Consider the following 21,758-nt stretch of genomic DNA (forward strand, 5'->3'; position numbering starts at 1 on the left):
ATACCTGCTGGTCGGATAATTGAAGGGGACCGGACACATGGCAGTCGCACGGCGTGACCTGATCGCAAATGCGGTGCTGGCCGGGGCGGTATTGCCCTTGGCGGGCCTGCCGCTGCGGGCGGCGGCGCAGGACCGCGCGGAGCGTCCGCCCGCGCGGCAGGTCACCCGGCTGGCCGAATGGCGGTTCCATCTGGGCCATGCCGCCGATGTGGAGGCGGATTTCGGCTGGGGTCGCAACCAGCGCACCTACGCCAAGGCCGGCGCGGCCACCGCCGATGCGGCGCAGGCGAACTTCGACGACAAGGGGTGGCGGCAGGTGCGGGTGCCGCATGACTGGGCGGTGGAACTGCCCTTCGCCCCGCCCGCCGACCGCGCGCCGGAGGAAACCGCCGATGCCGCCGCCGCCCACGGCTTCAAGGCGATCGGCCGGGCGCACCCCGCCAATTCGATCGGCTGGTATCGCGCCGCCCTGCCGATCGAGAAGACGGACCGCGACCGGGTGATCTGGCTCGCCTTCGATGGCGTGTTCCGCGACGCGACCGTGTTCGTGAACGGCTATGTCGTGGGCACGAACGAAAGCGGCTATGCCCCGTTCACCGTCTCCATCGGGGACTTCCTGGATTATGACGGCGGTCCCAACGTGGTCACCGTCCGGGTCGATGCGACGCTGGGCGAAGGATGGTTCTACGAAGGGGCCGGCATCTACCGCCATGTGGAGCTGGTGCGCGCCAATGCCGTCCACGTGCCCCAATGGGGCAGCTACGTCCGCTGCACCACGCAGAGTGCCGGGGCCGAGGTCGCCGCCACGCTGGAGCTGCGCAACGATGGCGCGGAACCCGCCACCCTGACGCTGCGCCAGCGGATCGAGGGCGCCGATGGTCGGCTGGCCGTGCGGCTGGACGATCAGACGCTGACCGTGCCCGCGCGCGACAGCCTCAGCGCCGAGGCGACGGTGTTGCTGCCCGCCCCGCGCCTGTGGTCCCCGGCGGACCCGGCCATGTACCGCCTCGTCAGCGAGGTGCTGGTGGGGGAGGCGATGGTCGACCGCTACGTCACCCCGTTCGGCGTGCGCACCGTCAAGTTCGATGCCCGGCGCGGTTTCCTGCTGAACGGCGCGGTGACGAAGCTGCTGGGCGTGTGCAACCATCAGGACCACGCCGGCGTCGGCACCGGCATCCCCGACGCGCTGCACCGCTGGCGGATCGCGCGGATGCAGGAGATGGGCTGCAACGCCTGGCGCAGCGCGCACAACCCGCCCGCCGCCGCCTTCCTGGATGCGGCGGACGAGATGGGCATGATGACGGTGGTGGAGACACGCCGGAACAGCAGCGATCCCGTCGCCATGGACGAGCTTGACCGCATCCTGCGCCGCGATCGCAACCACCCGTCGATCATCGCCTGGTCGCTGGGGAACGAGGAGCCGCACCAGGGCAATGCCCGCGGCGCGCGGATCACCAACGTGCAGCAGGATCTGGTGCGCGAACTGGACCCGACCCGCCCCACGACCTTCGCCATGGACAATAGCTGGGACAAGGGCGTGGGGGAGGTGGTCGACGTGGTCGGCTTCAATTACCGCACCGACCGGATGGATGCGTTCCACGCCGCGCATCCCAACGTGCCGGTCTATGGCAGCGAGACGGGCAGCACCGTCGCCACGCGCGGCGCCTACGTCAACGATGCCACCGCCCAGGTGGTGCGCGCCTACGATACGGAGCATCCGTGGTGGGCGAGCACGGCGGAGGATTGGTGGCGCATCGCCGCGACCCGGCCGTGGATCGCGGGCGGCTTCATCTGGACCGGATTCGATTACCGGGGGGAGCCGACGCCCTACCCGCATTTCCCCTCCATCTCCTCCTATTTCGGGGTGACCGACACCTGCGGCTTCCCCAAGGACAATTTCTATTACTACCGCGCCTGGTGGCGCCCGGCGGAGCCGCTGGTTCACCTGCTGCCGCACTGGAACTGGCCGGGGCGCGAGGGCGAGGAGATCGAGGTCTGGGTCCACGGCAACACGCCGGAGGTGGAGCTGCTGCTGAACGGCGATTCCATCGGCCGCAAGCCGATGCCGGTGGACGGGCACCTGGTCTGGCAGGTCCCCTACGAACCCGGCCGGCTGGAGGCGCGCGGCATGGACGGGAAGCTGCGCACGGCCCGGGCCATCGTGCAGACGGCGGACGTGCCGCACCGGATCGAGCTGACCGCCGACCGGCGCCGACTGGCGGCGAGCGGCGACGACGTGGCGATCCTGCGGGCGGAAGTGCTGGACCGGCGCGGCAACCGGGTGCCGACGGGTGACAACCTGATCCGCTTCAAGGTGGATGGCCGCGCCGCGATCATCGGCGTTGGCAACGGCAACCCCACCAGCCTGGAGGCGGACGCGGCCAGCGAACGGCGCGCCTTCAACGGCCTGTGCCAGGCCATCCTGCGCGCCGGGTCACGCAGCGGCACGGTGGTTGTGCGCGCGGAGGCAGAGGGGCTGCAGGCGGGCGAGGTGACGCTGGCGGTGGGCCCGGGCTGAGGGACGGCTGCTTGCGCCCCTTAGCGGGCCTTCAGTCCTCCCCGTGCGCAGCATGGGGAGGGGGACCAGCCGCAGGCTGGTGGAGGGGTGTGGCGCAGCATCTGACGATGGCGCCGGCCACGCGGTCCAGGTCGTTCAGGATGTCTGCTGCGGCAATGCGGATGACCTCAATCCCCTGCTGTCGCAACCAGCTATCCCGGTCGATGTCGCGCGCCGGATTGTCGCCCATGTCGTGGACGATGCCGTCCACCTCCACAGCAATGCGGCAGGCCGGGCAGTAGAAGTCGAGCACGAAGGGCCCGACCGGATGCTGTCGCCTGAACTTGAGACCCGCCGAACGGGTGCGCAGCACGCCCCAGAGCATCAGTTCCGGCTTGGTCATCGTCCGGCGTAAGCGTCGGGCGGTCAGGACTGTCGTGCGCCGTGCCATACCCCTCCACCACCCTGCGGGTGGTCCCCCTCCCCATCTGCGATGGGGAGGATTAAGCCGCCTCGGCTAAAAGCAGTGTCCGCTCTCCACCCATAAAGGACATTGCCGGCGAACAGGCAGCGTTACCCCAGCGCGGCGATGAAGGCGTCGGCCCGCGCGCGCACCTCAGCCGCGCTCAGCCCCTTGGCATAGAGCGCGGAACCGAGGCCGAAGCCCGCCGCGCCCGCCGCGTTCCACGGACCCATATTGTCCGGCGCGATGCCGCCCACCGGCAGCACGCGGGTGCCGGCGGGCAGGACGGCGCGCATCGCCTTCAGCACGGCGGGGCTGGCAGCCTCCGCCGGGAACAGCTTCAGCGCGGCGGCCCCGGCGGCGAGCGCGGCAAACGCCTCCGTCGGGGTGACGATGCCTGGCAGCGCGACCAGGCCGCGGCGCGCGGCCTCCGCGATCACCGCCGTATCGGCGTTGGGCGCGATCACCAGCGTGCCGTCGGCGGCCTCCACGCCCGCGACCTGCTCCACCGTCAGCACCGTGCCCGCCCCGATCACCGCACGGCCGTCCAGCCGCTTCGCCAGCCTGGCGATGCTGTCCAGCGGATCGGGCGAGTTCATCGGCACCTCGATGATCGTGAAGCCGGCGGCGACCAGTTCCTCGCCGATGGCCTCCACCTCGTCCGGCTTCACGCCGCGCAGGATGGCGATCAGCGGGCAGCGGGCGAAGGCGGCGTCGAAGGTGTCGCGATGAATATTCATTGGGCAAGCTCCCGGATGCGGGTGATCCCCGCCAGGAAGGCGGGCTGGCTGTCATGCAGATGGGCGGTGCCGCCCAGTTCGGCCACGGCGGCGTGGTACAGGCCGCCGAGTGTGGGATCGGACAGGATATGGACCGCCTGCCCGCCCGCCTCTTCCAATCGGGCGGCGACATCGGCGCCGATCAGCAGCCCGCTGCAATGCGCGGCGGCATCGGCATCGGCGCGCAGGCCCAGCACGCCGGCGGCGCGGATCGCGAACAGGCTGGCGGCAAGGTCACGCCGCGCCCCTTCCGCGACCCCGGCGCGGAAAGCGGGACCGTCCGCCACCTGCCCGGTCAGTTGCGCCGCCAGCAGGCCGTGGCCGCGCAGCAGGGCGAACAGTTCGCCGGTCATCGCGGTGACGAAGCGGCCGATGCGGCCACCTGTCAGCTCGACCCATTTGCAATGGGTGCCCGGCTGGCACAGCAGCGCGTCAGGCGGCACGGCGCCGCTGGCGACCGCGCCCAGTAGCTGCACCTCCTCGCCCCGCATCACGTCCGCACGGCCAGCGATGTCACAGGATACGCCCGGCACGATGAACACGCCCGGCGCCACCTCGTCCAGCGCGGCGGCCAGATCTTCCGCCCCGGCGGGCGCGGCGGCGTAGGGGACGGCGCGCCAGCCGATATTCGATCCGACCATGCCGGCCAGCAACAGGGGATGATCGCCGAAGCGCGCGCGGATGGCCGCGACCTCCGCCGGATAGTCCGCCACGCTGGTCGCCCCACGATCGTCACGCTGCGTGTCGATCACCGCGCCGTCAGCGTCGATCAGGTAGATGCGGCGGTTGGTGGTGCCCCAGTCGGCGGCGATGAACATGGCGGATGGTGCCCCTCTCTTGCCGTCCCGCATTTATACGATAACCGCCGCCCGTCCAGTTGCGGCGGCGTGACAGACGACGGCGGATGCGGCAAAAGCGCCACCAATGGACAGCGATCTCACAAGCCTGCGCCCCGCGCCCAATCTGGTGCTGGGCCGCAACCTGACCCACGGCATGCTCGACACGCTGGGCAAGGCGATCGTCGTCGGCCGGTACGAGACGCGGCCCTTCCCGACCGAGGCGGAGATCGCCAAGACCTTCGGCGTCAGCCGCTCCGTCACGCGGGAGGCGGTGAAGATGCTGACGGCCAAGGGGCTGGTCAGCGCGCGGCCCAGGCAGGGCACGGTGGTGCAGCCACCGTCGAGCTGGAACCTGTTCGACACCGACGTGCTGCGCTGGCTGCTGGAACGCAAGTTCTCCATCGACCTGCTGCGCCAGTTCAACCAGCTGCGCATCGCGATCGAGCCGGAGGCGGCGGCGCTGGCCGCGCTGCACCACACGGCAGAGGACCTTACCGCGATCCGCGACGGGCTCGACCGGATGGAGCGGGCCGATGCGGGCGACGGCGACCCGCTGGAGGCGGACATCGCGTTCCACATGGCGGTGCTGCGCGCGTCGGGCAATCCGTTCTATGCCCAGTTCCAGCAGATGGTGGCAACGGCGCTCAGGACCTCCATCCGCTTCACCAACCGGATCAAGGGCCGCACCGCCAGCATCGCCGATCATACGGCGGTGGCCGACGCGATCGCCGCGCGCGATGCGGCGGGCAGCCGGGTGGCGATGCAGCGGCTGATCGGCGACGTGCTGGCGCTGATCGGCGACGCCGAGGAATAGTCGGCGCCCTCCGCCATGCGTGTCGCCTTGTTCGAACCGGAGATCGCCGGCAATGTCGGCGCGGTGCTGCGGCTGGGCGCGTGCCTAGGCGCGGACATCGACCTGATCGAGCCGCTGGGCTTCCAGTGGGACGACCGCCGCGTGCGGCGCACGGCGATGGATTACATCGATCATGTCGGCGTGACCCGGCACGCCGGGTTCGGTGCCTTCCGGCAGACGGTCGCGGGCCGGCGGCTGGTGCTGTTCACCACCCGCGCGACCGCCTCGCCCTACTCCTTCGCCTTCCGCCCTGACGATGTGCTGCTGTTCGGCAAGGAAAGCGCCGGCGTGCCGGCGCATGTGGCGGAGGTAGTGGATGAGATGCTGCGCATTCCCATCCGGCGCGAGGTCCGCTCCCTCAATCTCGCCACCTCCGTGACGCTGGCGCTGGGGGAGGCGCTGCGGCAGACCGGCGGCCTGCCGGGCTAGCTCACCAATTCCACAATTGCCCGTCGGCAAGGCGCGCGACCGGCAGGTAGGCGCGCTGATACGGGTACTTGGCCGCCAGCTCCTCGTCGATGTCGACGCCATGGCCCGGCTGCTCGCTGCAGAACAGGTATCCATCCTTGTAATGGTAATCGTGCGGGAAGACCGCGTCGGTCTCCTCCGTATGGCGCATATATTCCTGAATGCCGAAATTGGGCACCCAGGTGTCGAAATGCAGCGCGGTGCCTAGGGTGACCGGCGACAGGTCGGTCGCCCCGTGGCAGCCGGTGCGGATCTGGTACAGGCCGGCAAGGTCGGCGATGCGGCGCAGATGAGTCAGCCCGCCCGCGCCCACGATGGTCGCGCGAATGTAGTCGATCAGCTGGTTCTGGATCAGGTCCTTCGCATCCCAGATGGAATTGAAAATCTCCCCCACGGCGAGCGGCGTCACCGTGTGCTGGCGGATCAGGCGGAATGCCTCCTGGTTCTCCGCCGGGGTCGCATCCTCCAGCCAGAACAGCTGGTATGGCTCCAGCATCTTCCCCAGGTTCGCCGCTTCCTGCGGGGTGTAGCGGTGATGCGCATCATGCAGCAGGTGGTAATCGAAGCCGAACGTGTCGCGCAGCCTGGCGAACAATTGCGGCACGTGATTCAGCGCCTTGCGGGTATCCCAGCCGGTCACGGTCGGCAGGTCGGCATCGGCGGGCTCGTAATGCAGCGTCCCGCCGCTGACGCCGTAGGCCTTCTCCACGCCCGGCACGCCGCTCTGTGCCCGGATCGCCTTGTAGCCCATGTCGATATAGGTGGCGACCGCCGCCACCGTGCGGTCGATGTCGGCGCCGTTGGCGTGGCCATAGACCATGATGCCGTCGCGGCTGCGCCCGCCCAGCAACTGATAGAGCGGCATCCCGGCCATCTTCGCCTTGATGTCCCACAACGCCACGTCCACCGCCGCGATGGCGCGCATCGTCACCGGACCGCGCCGCCAGTATGCCCCACGATAGAGGTACTGCCAGATGTCCTCGACCCGGCGTGGGTCCATCCCGATCAGGCAGGGGATCACGTGGTCTTCCAGGTAGGAGACCACCGACAGTTCCCGCCCGTTCAGCGTACCGTCGCCGATGCCGTGAACGCCCTGGTCCGTCTCGATCTTCAGGGTGACGAAGTTGCGCCCCGGACAGGTAACGATGACGCGGGCGGAGGTGATCTTCACAGGTGCTCTCCCCTTCCGGCATTCAGCCGATGGGGAGCATGTACGTTGGCCTGCCCGGCGCTGGCAAGATCGTTCTTGTTAGCGCTAACTCAGACCATGAAGCTCTCGCCGCAGCCACAGGCGCCCTTGGCGTTGGGGTTGGTGAACACAAAGCCGGCGGTGAAGTCGTCCTCCACCCAGTCCATCGTGCTGCCGACCAGATACAGGACGCTGGCCCCATCGATGTAGAAGGTGCCGCCGGGCGTGGCGATCTTCTCGTCGAACGCCTGTTCCGCGGTCACGTAATCGACCGAATAGGCGAGGCCCGAGCAGCCACGCCGGGGCGTGGACAGCTTCACGCCGATGGCGTTGGCCGGCGCCTTGCCCATCAGTTCGGCGATGCGCGCCTCCGCCGAGGACGTCAGGGTCACCGCGGCAGGCCGCGCGCGAGCAGGTGCAGTCGTCGCCATCACAGCATCCCCAGTTCGAGGCGCGCCTCGTCGCTCATCTTGGACGGGTCCCATGGCGGATCCCAGGTGACGTTGACCTGCGCATCGCGGACGCCCGGCAGGTTGCCGACGCGCAGCTCGATCTCGCCCGGCATGGTCTCGGCCACCGGGCAATGCGGGGTGGTCAGCGTCATGGTGATCGCGACGTCCGCATCAGGGGTGATGTCGACGCCGTAGATCAGACCCAGATCGTAGATGTTCACCGGAATCTCGGGGTCGAAGATGTCCTTTAGTGCCTCGATCACCGCATCGTACATCTCGCCGCCCGGCTCGCCCGCCGATTGTTCCACCGGCTTCTGCGCCAGGAAGCCGGCGAGATAATCCTTCTCGCGCGGAGCCTCGCTTTCCGGCAGCGGCGCATCCGACACGCGGGCGCGGGGGGGCTTCGCCAGTTGCTGTTCGTCCGGGGTCATCCAAAGATCCTTCTGGTCCGCGCGATGCCGCGCAGCAGCGCGGCGACGTCGTCCTCGTCGCTGTAGAGGCCGAAGCTGGCGCGGGCCGTGGCCGGCACGTCCAGCAGCTCCATCAGCGGCTGGGCGCAATGATGCCCGGCGCGGATGGCGACGTCCTCCTCGTCCAATATGGTGCCCAGATCGTGCGGGTGAACCCCATGCATCGCGAAGGAGACGATCCCGGCGCTGTCCTCCGGCCCGAACAGCGTGATGTCGTTGTGCTGGCGCAGCCCATCGCGCAACTGCGCCACCAGCTTCGCCTCATGCGCGTGGATCGCCGGGCGCCCGATCGCGTCCACGTAATCGCACGCCATGGCAAGACCGATCGCCTCGACGATGGCCGGCGTGCCCGCCTCGAACCGGGTGGGCGCGGGCAGGTAGGTGGATTTCGCGAACGTCACCTTCTCGATCATCGACCCGCCGCCCTGCCATGGCGGCATGCGGTCCAACAGCTCGGCCCGGCCCCACAGCGCGCCGATCCCGGTCGGCCCGTACAGCTTGTGGCCCGACAGCGCGTAGAAGTCGCAGCCGAGCGCCGCCACGTCCACCGGCAGGCGCGCGGCGGACTGGCACCCGTCCAGCAGCAGCAGCGCACCAACATTGTGCGCCAGCTCCGCCGCGCGGGGCGCGTCCAGCACGCTGCCCAGCACGTTGGAGACATGGGCGAAGGCCACCATCCGGTGCTCCGTCGTCAGCATCCGCTCCGCCGCGTCGAGGTCGATCAGGCCATCGGCGGTCAGCGGGCAGACATCGACCTGCCAGCCGGCGAGCTGCCAAGGCACGATGTTCGAATGATGCTCCAGGGCGGAGACCAGCACGCGGCCCTTGTCCGGCCATTGGCGCGCGACCAGGTTGATCGCCTCCGTCGCGCCGCGGGTGAAGACCAGCTCGTCTTCCTTGCCGCCGATGAACGCCGCAACGCGCCGCCGCGCCGCCTCGTAACCCAGCGTCATCTCGGCCGAGCGGCCATAGACCCCGCGATGCACGGTGGCGTAATCGGCGCCGATCGCCTTCGTCACCGCGTCGATCACCACTTGCGGCTTCTGCGCGGTGGCGGCGGTGTCGAGGTAATGCCACGGCCCGCCGCTGCCGGTCAGCAGGCCGGGAAAGTCGGCCTTGCGCGACAGGAGCGTGGCCTCGCTCACGCCCGGTCCCCCAGCGCCGCCAGCGCGATGTCCATCAGCCGGGCCTGCTCGCTTTCGTCCTCGAGGGCGGCGAAGGCGTCGCCGATGAAGGCCTGCACCAGCAGCCGCTTGGCAACGTCCGGCGCCAGGCCGCGCGCCGCCATGTAGAACCGCGCCTGTTCGTCCAGCTGGCCGATGGAGGCGCCGTGGGCGCACTTCACGTCGTCGGCGTATATCTCCAGCTCCGGCCGGGCATTCGCCGCCGCACCGCGTTCCAGCAGCAGGCCCTTGAAATCCTGCGCGGCGTCGGTCTTCTGCGCATGGCGCGCGACGTCGATCCTGCCTAGGAAATTGCCGGTTGCGCTGTCCCAGTGGACCGCGCGGATCACCTGGTCGCTGGTCGCGTCCGGCAGCGCATGGTCCATCCGGGTCACGATCTCCCGCACGGCATCGCCGCCGCCGATGGTGACGCCGCCGAACTGGAAATGCGCAGCCTTGCCCAGCGACACGACCACCTCCAGCCGGGCATAGGCCTCGCCCGCGACCACCGCGAACAGCTCCGCAGTGGCGCCGTCACCCACGGTGACGCGCACGCGGATCAGCTCCGGTCCGGCACCGCCGGCCTTGATGGTCCGTCGGGCGCTCTCGCCGGCGGGTACGTCGAAGTCGTCCCACTGCTCCAGCACATCGGGATCGAGCGCCGCCAGCACCGCGCCATCGGCGTAGCGCCAGTTCTCGTCACGCGTTGTGGGAAGCGTGGCCATCACGCGACTGCCTCGTAACCCTCGTGCTCCAGCCGCTGCGCCAGTTCCGGCCCGCCGCTGGTGACGATGCGCCCGGCGGCAAGCACATGCACATGGTCCGGCTTCACGTAATCGAGCAGCCGCTGGTAGTGCGTGATGAGCAGCACCGCCTTATCCGGCCGGCGCATGATGGCATTGATCCCCTCGCCCACCACGCGCAGGGCATCGATGTCGAGGCCGCTATCGGTCTCGTCCAGCACGGCGAACGCGGGGTCGAGGATGCCCATCTGCACCATCTCCGCCCGCTTCTTCTCGCCGCCGGAGAAGCCGACATTCACGTTACGCTTCAGCATCTCCATGTCGAGCCTGAGCAGCCCGGCCTTCTCCCGCGCCAGCTTCAGGAAGTCGCCGCCCGACAGCGGATCAAGTCCGTTGGCCTTACGCTGGCTGTTCAGCGCCTCGCGCAGGAACTGCACATTGCTGACGCCGGGGATCTCCACCGGGTACTGGAAGCCCAGGAACATGCCGGCGGCGGCCCGCTCATGCGGTTCCATGTCGAGGAGGTCCTGCCCGTTGAAGCTGACGGAGCCGCCCGTCACCTCGTAACCGGGCCGGCCGCCCAGCACATAGGCGAGCGTGGACTTGCCCGCGCCGTTCGGGCCCATGATCGCGTGAACCTCCCCGGCATTGACCGTCAGGGTCAGGCCCTTGAGGATCGGCTTGCCGTCGATCTCGGCATGGAGGTCATCGATTACGAGCATTGGGGGTCCTGTCGGTGTTCTTGCGGGGCCCGCGATAAGTGCGGCCCGATGTCTGGTTGGGATTGGCCTGGTGATGCGCGCGGCGGGCCGATTGCTTGTCGCCGATCCGCATGCGCATGCCCGCGGCGATGCGCGGCAGCACCGCGTCGAGATCGGTCAGGATCTCCTCCGCCTTCAGATGCATGGTGCGGATGCCGACCGCCTCCAGCGACTTGTCGCGCCGGGTGGCGAGCGGATCGCCCTCTTCATCGATGGCGATCGCCATGCCCAGTTGCAGGCAGGCGAAATCGACGATGGCGCTGCCGATCACCGGAAACTGCTTCCAGCTATATTGCCCGAAATCGGCGGTGGCGAACCGGTCGGCCAGCGCCTTGTGCGCTTCAGTCGGATGCCGCTTCATGTCGCGCGCGCGGTCGTGCAGCTGGTCCAGCCGCGCATCGCTGATCTCCCAGCCGCGGCCCTTCTTCTTGATGGCAGGCTCCGCCGTGGCGGCGCGCAGGCCCAGGGTCTTGCGTTCGGTCACCCCACGCTCCCCTCAAGACTGATCGCCAGCAGCTTCTGCGCCTCGACTGCGAATTCCATCGGCAGTTCCTTCAGCACTTCCTTGGCGAAGCCGTTGACGATCAGCGCCACCGCCGCCTCAGTCTCCAGCCCGCGCTGCTGGGCGTAGAACAGCTGGTCATCGCTGATCTTGCTGGTGGTCGCCTCGTGCTCGATCTGGGCTGACGGGTTCTTCACCTCGATATAGGGCACGGTGTGCGCGCCGCACTGGTCGCCAAGCAGCAGGCTGTCGCACTGGGTGAAGTTGCGCACGCCTTCCGCATTGGCGGCGACGCGCACCAGCCCGCGATAGGTGTTGTTCGACTTGCCCGCGCTGATCCCCTTGGAGATGATCGTGGAGCGCGATCCGCGCCCGTTGTGGATCATCTTGGTGCCGGTGTCGGCCTGCTGGTAATTGTTGGTCACGGCGACGGAGTAGAACTCGCCCACGCTGTCCTCCCCGTTCAGCACGCAGGACGGGTACTTCCAGGTCACGGCACTGCCGGTTTCCACCTGCGTCCAGCTGACCTTGCTGCGGGCGCCCTGGCACAGCGCGCGCTTGGTCACGAAATTGTAGATGCCACCCTTCCCCTCGGCATCGCCGGGATACCAGTTCTGGACGGTGGAATACTTGATCTCCGCGTCTTCCAGCGCGACCAGCTCCACCACGGCGGCATGCAGCTGGTTCTCGTCCCGCATTGGCGCAGTGCAGCCTTCCAGATAGCTGACGTAGCTGCCCTTGTCGGCGACGATCAGCGTACGTTCGAACTGCCCGGTATTCTCCGCATTGATGCGAAAATAGGTGCTGAGGTCCATCGGGCAGCGGACGCCTTCGGGAATGTAGACGAAGGTGCCGTCGGAAAAGACCGCGCTGTTCAGCGTGGCGAAGAAATTGTCGCGCTGCGGCACCACCCGGCCCAGCCACTTGCGGACCAGATCGGGATGTTCGCGGATCGCCTCGCTGATGGACAGGAAGATGACGCCCGCCTTCTTCAGCTCCTCCCGGAAGGTGGTGGCGACGCTGACGCTGTCAAACACCGCATCCACCGCCACCTTGCGCGCGCCCTCGACGCCGGCCAGCAGCTCCTGCTCCGCCAGCGGGATTCCCAGCTTGTCGTAGACGGCGCGGATTTCCGGATCGAGCTCGTCCAGGCTCTCGATCGTCGGCTTCTTCTTGGGCTCGGCGTAGTAATACGCGTCCTGGTAATCGATCGGCGCGATGTTCAGCTTGGCCCAGTCGGGCGCCTGCATCATCTGCCACAGGCGAAACGCCTTCAGCCGCCAGTCGAGCATCCATTCCGGCTCGCCCTTCTTGGCGGAGATATAGCGGACCGTATCCTCGCTGAGGCCCTTGGGCGCGAACTCGGTCTCGATCTCGCTCGACCAGCCGAACTCATATTCGGCCGCTTTCGCCGCAGCTTCGCGCGCGGCGCGGTCGGTCACCTCGGGGGCGTCGGTCGTCAGGACGTTCTCGCTCATGCCGGTACTTCCATCTGTGCCAGGCGGGTCAGCGGCACATCGGCCAGCGCCCCCCGCAGGGCATCGTTCACAGCGCCCCAGTGCGGGCGCACGGTGCAGCAGCCGTCCAGCGCGCATTCGTGGCGCTGGTGCTGCGTGCAATTGGTCAACGCGATCGGGCCATCCACGGCCTCCACGATCTGCGCCAGCGTGATCTCCCCCGCCGGGCGCGCCAGCAGCAGGCCGCCACGCGCGCCGCGTTCGGATTGCAGCAGGCCCGCCGCGGCCAGCTTGCCCGCCAGCTTCTGCATGGTCGGCAACGGTACCTGCGTCTCCGCCGCCAGGCTGGCCGCCGAAAAGCGCACCCCCGCCGGCTGGCGCGCCGCCGCGGTCATCGCGACTACCGCATAATCGGCAAGGTTGGACAGGCGCACGGCGTTCACGGATCCCGGAAGTGGCAGAAGGGGCAGCGAATCCGAATAGGACCGCTGCGGTCCGATTTCACCTAAGCCGCGTGGCCTGCCTTTTCAACGGCTGCAATGCGCAAAAAAAGCGGCCCGCGCCACGGATGGCGGGGCCGCTTGAAAGTGAGAACTCGCCGCATTGCTGCTTCGAGCCCTTCGGGTCGCAAGGGTGATGTACCCGATTCGACCCGGCGCGGCTTGTAGAAATGCGACAATCGATAGAGGCAGACTATTGCAGTGGTAACGTTTGCCAGCGTTTTTCCGGCCATTTCGCCCGATTCCGGCATTTATGACCGATGGAAGGCACCCGGTCGCGGCAATCGACAGAACAGGCCGGCTTTGCCATAGGCGCGGCCACCATGCTCTATCGCCTGCTCCGGCCTGCCCTGTTCACGCTCGACCCCGAACAGGCGCACGAACTGTCCCTGAAATGGCTCGAACACCGCCCGGCAGGGCCACCGCCCGTTGCCGGCCCGCTGGCAACGGACGTGGCCGGCATTTGCTTCCCCAATCCGGTGGGCCTTGCCGCCGGGTACGACAAGGATGCGCGCGTGCCCGACGCCATGCTGGGCGCCGGCTTCGGCTTCGTGGAGGTCGGCTCCATCACCCCGCGCCCGCAGGCGGGCAATCCGAAGCCCCGCCTGTTTCGGTTGGCGGCTGATCGGGCGGTGGTCAACCGCATGGGTTTCAATAATGGCGGGGCGGAGGCGGCGGCGGCGCGGCTGGCGCGGCGTACCGGAACCGGCATCGTCGGCGTGAACCTTGGCGCCAACAAGGACTCGCCTGACTGGATCGCCGATTACAGCCACATGGCGCGGGTCATGGCGCCGTTCGCCACCTATCTGGCGGTCAATGTCTCTAGCCCTAACACCCCCGGCCTGCGCGCATTGCAGGATGCGGGGGCGCTGGGCGCGCTGCTGGACGCGGTGCTGGCCGCCCGTGGAGCCGACGGCCCGCCGGTGTTCCTGAAGGTCGCGCCCGACCTGCAGCCAGCCGACATCGACGACATCGCCCGCATCGCGCTGGAACGGCGGCTGGGTGCGCTGATCGTGTCCAACACCACGATCACCCGCCCGCCGATGAAGTCGGTGCAGGCGGCGGAGACCGGCGGCCTGTCGGGCGCGCCGCTGCTGCCGCTGGCATTGCAGGCGTTGCGCGACTTTCGCCGCGCGACCGGCGGCGAGATCCCGCTGGTGGGCGTCGGCGGCATCACCAGCGGCGTCGATGCTTGGCAGCGGATCCGCGCCGGCGCCAGCCTGGTGCAGTTGTACAGTGCGCTGGTCTACCGCGGCCCCAACATCGCCCGCACCATCGCCGACGACCTGGAACGGCTGATGCACCGCGACGGGTTCGCCACGATCGCCGAGGCCGTGGGCACCGAATAGCCCAACGCGGCAGGGCCCTAAGGCAGGGTCTCCGCCACCGCGCGCCCTTCGCGCCGGGGGTCGTAGCCGCCGTCGAACACGCCATCGCGGGTCATCACCGCGTGGACGCCCGAATCCTCACCCTGGCCCGGACGCACCGTGACGCCGCGCTGCGCCAGCCCGGCCAACACATCAGCGGAGAACTTCGTCACCTCGCCCTGGAACGCCTCGCCCCTGGCAACCAGGTTGGGCAGCGCCAGCGCTTCCTGCGTCGACAGGCCCCAGTCGATCGCGCCGACCATGCTCTTGCCCACATAGGCAAGGATCGCATTGCCCCCGGCAGAGCCGAACGCCCCGGCGAAGCGGCCCTCCCCATCGATCAGCACCAGCGGCGTCATGGACGAACGCGGACGCTTGCCCGGCGCCACCGCGTTGGCCGCCGGCGCGCCGTCAGGCGCGACCGGATCGAAGGCGAAATCGGTCATCTGGTTGTTGAGGAAGAAGCCATCGACCATCCGCCCGCTGCCGAAGATCGATTCCACCGTGGTGGTCATCGACACGACATTGCCCGCCGCATCGCCGACGATGAAGTGGGACGTACCCGCCGGCTCCCGCGTGCGGTCGGCCCGACGCGGCGGAGCGCCCGGCGGCGTGCCGGCGGCGGGAGGCGGGCCTGCGGTCACGCCGATCAGCGCGGCGCGATCGGCGACGTAGGCAGGGTCGAGCAGCCCGGCGACCGGCACATCGACGAAGGCGCTGTCGCCCACATACAAGTCGCGGTCGGCATACATCAGCCGGCTCGTCTCCGCGAACAGGAACCAGGCCTGTGGGTCCTCGGGGCCGCGCTCCGCGATGTCGGTCCGTTCCAGCAGGGCGAGCAATTGCAGCATGCCGACGCCGCTCGAGGGCGGCGGAGGTACGCAGACGCGATAGACGCGGTACCGGCCACACAGCGCGTCGCGCTTGACCGGCCGGTATTCGGCGAGGTCGGTCAGCGTCATCGTGCCTGGCAGCGGGCCGGCGGTCGTGCGCGCCACGATGCGCTGCGCGGTCTCCCCGCGATACAGCGCATCGACGCCCTGCGCTGCCAGCCGGCGCAGGAAGGCGGCATAAGCGGGGTTGCGCAGCGTATCGCCGGGATCGACCAGCGTGCCGTCCGCCTCCCCGAAATAGGCCTGCACATCCGGCGCCTGCAATTGCGGGTAACGGCCCGTCAGCATCCGGCCGAGACGCGGGGTGACGGTGAAGCCGTCGTCCGCCGTGCGGATCGCATCGGCGAACAGGCTGTCCCAGCTCACCGCGCCATGTTCCGCCTGCACGACGGACAGCATCCCCACCGCGCCGGGAACGCCGGTGGCGCGACCGCTGGTGACGGCGGCGGGGAACGGCAGGGGGCGTCCATTGTCGTCCAGGAACATGTCCGGTGTGGCGCCCGCCGGGGCGGTTTCGCGCCCGTCATAGATGGACACTTCCCCCGTCTCGCCATCGAACCAGGTCAGGAAAGCGCCGCCGCCCATGCCGCTGCTCTGTGGCTCCACCAGCGACAGCATGGCCTGCATCGCGACCGCCGCATCGGCCGCGCTGCCGCCACGGCGCAGGACCGCCATCCCCGCTTCCACCGCCAGCGGATTGGCGGCCGAGACGAAGATCTGCGGCTGGCGCGCGTCCGCCCGGGTGATGGCGGGTTCCGTTGTCAAAGGCGCTGCCGCCGGCAATGTCGCGCAGGCCGTCGTCGCCCATGCGCCCGCCAGCGCCGCCCATGTGCCCAGCCGTGCCATCTTCGTGTCCCCTGTCGCGATCCGGTTACGGGCTGCATGGGGCAGGCAGGCCGATGGTGCAAGGCAGCGTGCCCGATCGGATACGCCCGCTTGCCCGCGCCCCGACGGTCGCTTAACCCGTCGCACCCCGCCTTGTTCGGGCCGCAGGATGAAGGGACGCCGGGTGGATATCGCCGACTTTGCCGCCGCCAGCAGCCTGGTGCGGCTGTTCCTGGATCGCGCCGACGCCGGCGGGGAACAGCCGTTCCTGTCACGCAAGCGCGCCGGCGCCTGGCAGGCGGTGAGCTGGCGACAGGCCGCCGATCGCGCCTGCCTGCTGGCGCAAGCGCTGCGCGACCTCGGCCTCGACAGCGGCGACCGTGTTCTGCTGGTGGCGGAAAACCGGCCGGAATGGTGCATCGCCGACGTCGCGATCATGGCCGCCGGCCTCGTCACCGTGCCCGCCTACACCACCAACACCGCCGCCGATCACGCGCATGTCCTGGCCGACAGCGGCGCGCGGGCGGTGATCGTCAGCGGCGGCAAGCTGCTGCCGCCTTTGCTGGACGCGATGCGGCAAACCGGCGGGGCGGAGCACCTGATCGTGATGGACGGCGACCTGCCCGCCGCTGCCGACCTCCCCTGCCCGGCCCATCGCTGGGACGAGCTGACGGGCGGGGCCGAACCGGACGAGCATGCGGCGAAGGCCGCGCGAACCGCCGCCGAACTGCGCCAGTCGGGCGTGACGCGCGGCGACCTCGCCTGCATCATCTACACCAGCGGCACCGGCGGGCTGCCGCGCGGGGTGATGCTGTCGCATGGTGCGATCATGGCCAATGTCGCCGGTGCGGGCGAGGTGCTGATCGGCGATTACGGGACGGGACCGGACCGGTTCCTCTCGTTCCTGCCGCTGAGCCACGCATACGAACATACCGCCGGGCAATGGCTGCCGATCGGCCTGGGTGCGCAGATCTGGTATGCCGAAAGCCTGGAGAAGCTCGCCGCCAACATGGCGGAGGCAAGCCCCACGCTGATGGTGGTGGTGCCCCGCCTGTTCGAGGTGCTGCGCGCCCGCATGGTGAAGCAGGTGGCGGCGCAGGGGCGCATGGCGCAGCGGCTGATGGCGCAGGCGATCGCGCTGGGCGAACGGCGCGCCGCCGGGCAGTACCGCTTCGGCGACCGGCTGCTGGATATGGTGCTGGAACGCACGCTCAGGCCCAAGGTACGCGCGCGGTTCGGTGGGCGGATCAAGGCGCTGGTATCGGGCGGCGCGCCCCTGAACCCGGAGGTCGGGCGCTTCTTCCAGTCGCTCGGCATCACGATCCTGCAGGGATATGGCCAGACGGAGGCGGCCCCGGTCATAGCCTGCAACTATCCCAGCGCCGGCATTGCCATGGAGACGGTGGGCCCGCCGCTGCCCGGCGTGGAGGTGCGCGTCGCCGATGATGGCGAGCTGCTGGTCCGCGGGGAACTGGTGATGACCGGCTACTGGAACAATGCGGAGGAGACCGCGCGGGCGCTGGTCGATGGCTGGCTGCACACCGGCGACATAGGCCATTTCGACGATGCCGGCCGTATCCTCATCACCGACCGCAAGAAGGACCTGATCGTCAACGACAAGGGCGACAATGTCGCGCCGCAGCGGGTTGAAGGCATGCTGACGCTGCAGCCGGAGATCGCGCAGGCGATGCTGTACGGCGACCGGCGCCCGTACATGGTGGCGCTGCTGGTGCCCGACGCCGACTGGCTGGCGGAACGCGGCATCACGGAGCCGGAGGCGATCCGCAGCGTGCTGGACGTCGCGGTGGAGCGGGTGAACGCCCGCCTTGGCGTGATCGAGCGCGTGCGCCGCTTCGCCGTGGCGGACGAGCCGTTCGCCATCGCCAATGGCGAGATGACCCCCAGCATGAAGATTCGCCGCCACATGATCCGCGCGCGATACGAGGGCCGACTGTCGGCCCTGTACCGCGGGGGCTGAACCCTCGCCCTACCGGGCGAACCGCCACCATCGGTACGATTGAATCACCTGCCTTCCGGCATGGTCCTGCAAACGCTTGCATGACTAAGCGAAGCTGATACCGTTACCACCACTGGACCGGCCGCACAGGCCGGCCGAACGGAGCGGAGATGGGGATGACGGGACAGGCGGATCGCCGGCTGGTGCTGGCCGGAATGGGTGCGACGCTGGCGGCAGGCACGCTGTGGGGCCGGGCGCGCGCGGCGGAGCCCACGCGCAGGTTCGGTTATGCCGTGGTCGGGCTCGGCTCCTACGCCACCAACCAGATCATGCCGCGCCTCGCCGAATGCGAACATGCCCGGCTGACCGCGCTGGTCAGCGGCACGCCGGAGAAGCTGGAACGCTACGGCAGCGAATACGGCATCCCGGCGACGCACCGCTACAGCTACGCCCAGTTCGACCGCATCCGTGACAATCCCGACATCGACATCGTTTACGTCATCCTGCCCAACTCGATGCACGCCGAATATTCGATCCGCGCGGCGCAGGCGGGCAAGCATGTGATGTGCGAGAAGCCGATGGCGGTCAGCGCGGCGGAGGCGGAGGCGATGATCGCCGCGTGCCGGCAGGCGGGGACCAAGCTGATGATCGGCTACCGCTCTCATTTCGAGCCGTACAACCTGCACGCGATGGAGGTGGCGCGATCGGGCGTGCTCGGCCCCACGCGCATCATCACCTCCGAACACGGCTTCTACGCGCAGCCGAACCAGTGGCGGCTCCACCGGCCGCTATCGGGCGGCGGGTCGCTGATGGATATCGGCATCTACGCGCTCAACGCCGCCCGCTACCTGGCGGGGGAGGAGCCGGTGGAGGTCAGCGCGATGGAGCAGACCGACAAGTCCGACCCGCGCTTCGCCACGGTGGAGGACCGGATCGACTTCCATCTGCGCTTCCCCGGCGGCGCGCTGGCGAGCTGCGTTAGTTCGTACAATTCCAACCACAACGCCTACCGCGTGCATGGGCAGGGTGGCTGGCTGCGGGCGGAGCCGGCAACGTCCTACACCGGGCACCAGATGTGGGTGCACCGCGATGGGGAGACGCAGCAGGTGCGCCTGCCGACCCCGGCCAAGAACCAGTTCGTGGCGCAGCTGGACCATCTTCCCGAGGCGATCATGGCCGGGACGGAGCCGCGCGCATCGGGCGAGGAGGGCCTGCGTGACATGCGCTTGATCGAGGCGATCTACCAGTCCGCCCGGGAAGGGCGCGCGATCAAGCTGACCGCCTGATGCCGGTCGAGTTGCGCCGCCGGGAGGTGCTGGTCGCCGGCACGCTGCTGGCCGTGGCTGCGCGCTTCCCGGCGCTGGCATCCGTACCCACACCGCTGCCGGCGGCGGATCAGAGACGGATCGACCGCCTGATCGCCGCCATGACGCTGGACGAGAAGATCGGCCAGATGGTGCAGGTCGCGGGCGGGCGGCAGGTGGCGCTGAACAGCCGGCTGGACTCCGCCGCGCTGGACCGGGTGCGCGCCGGGCGCATCGGATCGTTCCTGCATGTCGCGGGGGCGGAGCCGCTGCGCGAGTTGCAGCGTGTGGCGGTGGAGGAATCGCGCCACGGCATTCCCCTGCTGTTCGCCATGGACGTGGTCCACGGTTATCGCACCATCTTCCCCGTGCCGCTGGCGCTGGCGGCCAGCTTCGATCCCGCGGTTGCCGAGGACGCGGCGCGGGTCGCGGCGGTGGAGGCGTCGGTCAGCGGCCTGCACTGGACCTTCGCCCCGATGATCGACATCGCCCGTGACGCGCGCTGGGGCCGCGTGGTGGAAGGCGCGGGGGAGGACCCGCATCTGGGCGCGACCATGGCGGTGGCGCAGGTCCGCGGGTTTGAGGGGCGCGGTACCGATCTCGGCGAAGATGCGGTGCTCGCCTGCGTGAAGCACCTTGGCGCCTACGGGGCGGGCATGGGCGGGCGCGACTACGACACCGCCGACCTGTCCGAACGCACCCTGCGCGAGGTCTACCTGCAACCCTTCCACGCCGCCGCGCGGGCGCGGGCGGGCACGATGATGACCGCCTTCAACGATCTGGCGGGCGTTCCCACGACCGGCAATGCCGACCTGGTGCGCGGCATCCTGCGCGATCAATGGCATTATCAGGGACTGGTCGTCAGCGATTGGAACGCGATCCGGGAACTGATCGACCACGGTGCCGCCAGCACCCCGGCGGAGGCGGCCGCGCTGGCCCTGCGCGCAAGTGTCGACATGGACATGACCAGCGACACCTATGCCGAATACCTGGCCCCGGCGGTGGCGGCCGATCCCACTCTGCTGCCGCTGGTGGACGAGGCGGTGCAGCGCATCCTGACCACCAAGACCAAGCTCGGCCTGTTCGACGATCCTTACCGCTTCGGCGACCCCGAGCGGGAACGGACCGTGCTGGGCAGCGCGGACCATCGCGCGCGGGCACGGCGAGCAGCGGAGCAATCGATCGTGCTGCTGCGCAACGAAGGCGGCGTGCTGCCGCTGCGGCCTGCGCAACGGGTGGCGCTGATCGGCGCACTGGCGGACGATGCGCGCAGCACCATTGGATCGTGGAAGGCGCGTGGCGTGCCGGAGGATTCGGTCACGCTGCGGGCCGCGCTGGGCGATGTCACCTACGCCCCCGGCGTGGCACCGCGCGGTGAAGACGTGTCGGGCATACCCGCCGCCATCGCCGCGGCGGAAGGCGCCGACGTGGTCGTGCTGGCTCTGGGGGAGGACTGGGACCATTCGGGCGAGGCGCGCAGCCGCGCCGACATCACCCTGCCGGGTGCGCAGATGACGCTGCTTGATGCGCTGAAGGCCACCGGCAAGCCGATCGTCGCGGTGCTGATGAACGGCCGCCCGCTGGCGCTGGAATCGGCGCTGGCCGACGTCCCCGCCGTGGTGGAGACGTGGTTCGGCGGCAACGAGGCGGGGGCGGCGATCGCCGCCGTGCTGCGGGGGGAGGTCAATCCCGGCGGGCGCCTGCCGATGGGCATGCCACGCACCAGCGGGCAGGTGCCGCAATTCTATGCCCATGTGCCCACGGGGCGCCCGGCGAACCCGGACCTGTCGGTGGACAGCGCCCGGTACCACGACACCGACATCGGCCCGCTGTTCCCGTTCGGGCACGGCCTTAGCTACACCAGCTTCGAATACGCCGATCTGGCGATCACCCGGATCGATGGCGGCGCCCGGCATCGCATCGGCTGCTCCATCACCAATACCGGCCCGGTCGCGGGTGACGAGGTGGTGCAATTGTATGTGCGCGTCGCCGTGCCGGGGCTGGCCCGACCGGCGCGCGAGTTGCGCGGCTTCACGCGCCTGACGATCGCGCCGGGTGCGACGCGGCTGGTGACGTTCATCCTGCGCAACCACCATTTCGCGCACTGGGCGGATGACCAATGGCGTGTCCCGGCGGGCCGGGTCGAGGTGATGATCGGCGCATCCAGTGCGGACATCCGCCTGACGGGGGCGCTGTCGGTGGACAGGGAGTTCAACTGGCCCGCTTACGATGGCGCCGGTGCCGCCCTGTTCACCCCGGTCGAGATCCTCTGACGC

The 21,758-nt window shown here is 69.2% G+C and carries 20 protein-coding genes; 7 read left to right on the plus strand and 13 right to left on the minus strand.

The annotated features are described in order from the left end of the window. The first annotated feature begins 37 nt into the window (after positions 1-37). Positions 38-2,518 carry a beta-galactosidase GalA gene (gene galA / locus V5740_RS10975; protein WP_347302518.1) on the plus strand — a complete coding sequence of 827 codons (2,481 nt, stop codon included), beginning with the start codon at positions 38-40 and terminating at the stop codon, positions 2,516-2,518. Between the two features lie 31 nt (positions 2,519-2,549). Here the strand turns inward: galA and V5740_RS10980 are convergent, their stop codons facing one another. The 3 genes from V5740_RS10980 to V5740_RS10990 form a co-directional block, all read right to left on the minus strand. Beyond that, entirely contained in the window at positions 2,550-2,900 is a 351-nt protein-coding gene (locus tag V5740_RS10980) for an endonuclease domain-containing protein (RefSeq protein ID WP_347302519.1), read from the minus strand. A 170-nt stretch (positions 2,901-3,070) separates the two neighbouring features. Beyond that, complete coding sequence (locus V5740_RS10985) at positions 3,071-3,700, minus strand: 2-dehydro-3-deoxy-6-phosphogalactonate aldolase (RefSeq protein ID WP_347302520.1); 630 nt, start codon at positions 3,698-3,700, stop codon at positions 3,071-3,073. Continuing rightward, positions 3,697-4,557 carry a 2-dehydro-3-deoxygalactonokinase gene (locus V5740_RS10990; protein ID WP_347302521.1) on the minus strand — a complete coding sequence of 287 codons (861 nt, stop codon included), beginning with the start codon at positions 4,555-4,557 and terminating at the stop codon, positions 3,697-3,699. The genes V5740_RS10985 and V5740_RS10990 overlap by 4 nt, the downstream gene beginning before the upstream one ends. Positions 4,558-4,663: 106 nt before the next feature. On the opposite strand from V5740_RS10990, the gene V5740_RS10995 reads away from it, so the two are divergent. Together V5740_RS10995 and V5740_RS11000 are read left to right on the plus strand one after the other, a co-directional pair. Further along, the gene (locus V5740_RS10995; protein WP_347302522.1) at positions 4,664-5,392 is read left to right on the plus strand and encodes an FCD domain-containing protein; all 729 of its coding nucleotides are present in this window, start codon (positions 4,664-4,666) and stop codon (positions 5,390-5,392) included. Positions 5,393-5,407: 15 nt separating this feature from the next. Then, positions 5,408-5,860 carry a tRNA (cytidine(34)-2'-O)-methyltransferase gene (locus V5740_RS11000; RefSeq protein ID WP_347302523.1) on the plus strand — a complete coding sequence of 151 codons (453 nt, stop codon included), beginning with the start codon at positions 5,408-5,410 and terminating at the stop codon, positions 5,858-5,860. Between the two features lies 1 nt (position 5,861). Here the strand turns inward: V5740_RS11000 and manD are convergent, their stop codons facing one another. The 9 genes from manD to V5740_RS11045 form a co-directional block, all read right to left on the minus strand. After that, complete coding sequence (manD, locus tag V5740_RS11005) at positions 5,862-7,070, minus strand: D-mannonate dehydratase ManD (RefSeq protein WP_347302524.1); 1,209 nt, start codon at positions 7,068-7,070, stop codon at positions 5,862-5,864. Positions 7,071-7,159: 89 nt separating this feature from the next. After that, positions 7,160-7,519, minus strand: coding sequence for an iron-sulfur cluster assembly accessory protein (locus V5740_RS11010; protein ID WP_347302525.1), 360 nt, complete (start codon positions 7,517-7,519; stop codon positions 7,160-7,162). Next, positions 7,519-7,971 carry an SUF system Fe-S cluster assembly protein gene (locus tag V5740_RS11015; RefSeq protein WP_347302526.1) on the minus strand — a complete coding sequence of 151 codons (453 nt, stop codon included), beginning with the start codon at positions 7,969-7,971 and terminating at the stop codon, positions 7,519-7,521. The genes V5740_RS11010 and V5740_RS11015 overlap by 1 nt, the downstream gene beginning before the upstream one ends. Continuing rightward, positions 7,968-9,155 carry a cysteine desulfurase gene (locus V5740_RS11020; RefSeq protein ID WP_347302527.1) on the minus strand — a complete coding sequence of 396 codons (1,188 nt, stop codon included), beginning with the start codon at positions 9,153-9,155 and terminating at the stop codon, positions 7,968-7,970. Before V5740_RS11020 ends, V5740_RS11015 begins: the two co-directional genes overlap by 4 nt. Next, a complete protein-coding gene (locus tag V5740_RS11025) occupies positions 9,152-9,898 on the minus strand; it encodes a SufD family Fe-S cluster assembly protein (protein ID WP_347302528.1) in 747 nt (248 codons plus the stop codon). The genes V5740_RS11020 and V5740_RS11025 overlap by 4 nt, the downstream gene beginning before the upstream one ends. Then, positions 9,898-10,638, minus strand: coding sequence for a Fe-S cluster assembly ATPase SufC (gene sufC, locus V5740_RS11030; RefSeq protein ID WP_347302529.1), 741 nt, complete (start codon positions 10,636-10,638; stop codon positions 9,898-9,900). The genes V5740_RS11025 and sufC overlap by 1 nt, the downstream gene beginning before the upstream one ends. Next, the gene (locus V5740_RS11035) at positions 10,622-11,161 is read right to left on the minus strand and encodes a DUF559 domain-containing protein (RefSeq protein WP_347302530.1); all 540 of its coding nucleotides are present in this window, start codon (positions 11,159-11,161) and stop codon (positions 10,622-10,624) included. The genes sufC and V5740_RS11035 overlap by 17 nt, the downstream gene beginning before the upstream one ends. Continuing rightward, a complete protein-coding gene (sufB, locus tag V5740_RS11040) occupies positions 11,158-12,657 on the minus strand; it encodes a Fe-S cluster assembly protein SufB (RefSeq protein ID WP_347302531.1) in 1,500 nt (499 codons plus the stop codon). The genes V5740_RS11035 and sufB overlap by 4 nt, the downstream gene beginning before the upstream one ends. Beyond that, complete coding sequence (locus V5740_RS11045; protein ID WP_347304507.1) at positions 12,654-13,070, minus strand: SUF system Fe-S cluster assembly regulator; 417 nt, start codon at positions 13,068-13,070, stop codon at positions 12,654-12,656. Before V5740_RS11045 ends, sufB begins: the two co-directional genes overlap by 4 nt. Positions 13,071-13,459: 389 nt before the next feature. Between V5740_RS11045 and V5740_RS11050 the strand changes: the two genes are divergently transcribed. Next, positions 13,460-14,485, plus strand: coding sequence for a quinone-dependent dihydroorotate dehydrogenase (locus tag V5740_RS11050; RefSeq protein WP_347304508.1), 1,026 nt, complete (start codon positions 13,460-13,462; stop codon positions 14,483-14,485). 17 nt (positions 14,486-14,502) lie between these two features. Here V5740_RS11050 and V5740_RS11055 read toward each other — a convergent pair whose 3' ends face one another. Further along, complete coding sequence (locus V5740_RS11055; protein WP_347302532.1) at positions 14,503-16,242, minus strand: gamma-glutamyltransferase family protein; 1,740 nt, start codon at positions 16,240-16,242, stop codon at positions 14,503-14,505. A gap of 148 nt (positions 16,243-16,390) precedes the next feature. On the opposite strand from V5740_RS11055, the gene V5740_RS11060 reads away from it, so the two are divergent. From V5740_RS11060 to V5740_RS11070, 3 genes are all read left to right on the plus strand, one after another. Then, positions 16,391-18,199, plus strand: a complete 1,809-nt coding sequence (locus V5740_RS11060) for a long-chain fatty acid--CoA ligase (RefSeq protein ID WP_347302533.1) — start codon at positions 16,391-16,393, stop codon at positions 18,197-18,199. A gap of 155 nt (positions 18,200-18,354) precedes the next feature. Continuing rightward, positions 18,355-19,464, plus strand: coding sequence for a Gfo/Idh/MocA family oxidoreductase (locus tag V5740_RS11065; protein ID WP_347304509.1), 1,110 nt, complete (start codon positions 18,355-18,357; stop codon positions 19,462-19,464). After that, complete coding sequence (locus V5740_RS11070; protein ID WP_347302534.1) at positions 19,464-21,755, plus strand: glycoside hydrolase family 3 N-terminal domain-containing protein; 2,292 nt, start codon at positions 19,464-19,466, stop codon at positions 21,753-21,755. Before V5740_RS11065 ends, V5740_RS11070 begins: the two co-directional genes overlap by 1 nt. Positions 21,756-21,758: the final 3 nt, after the last annotated feature.

The sequence above is a fragment of the Croceibacterium sp. TMG7-5b_MA50 genome (assembly GCF_039830145.1).
In the GTDB taxonomy this organism is placed as follows: domain Bacteria; phylum Pseudomonadota; class Alphaproteobacteria; order Sphingomonadales; family Sphingomonadaceae; genus Croceibacterium.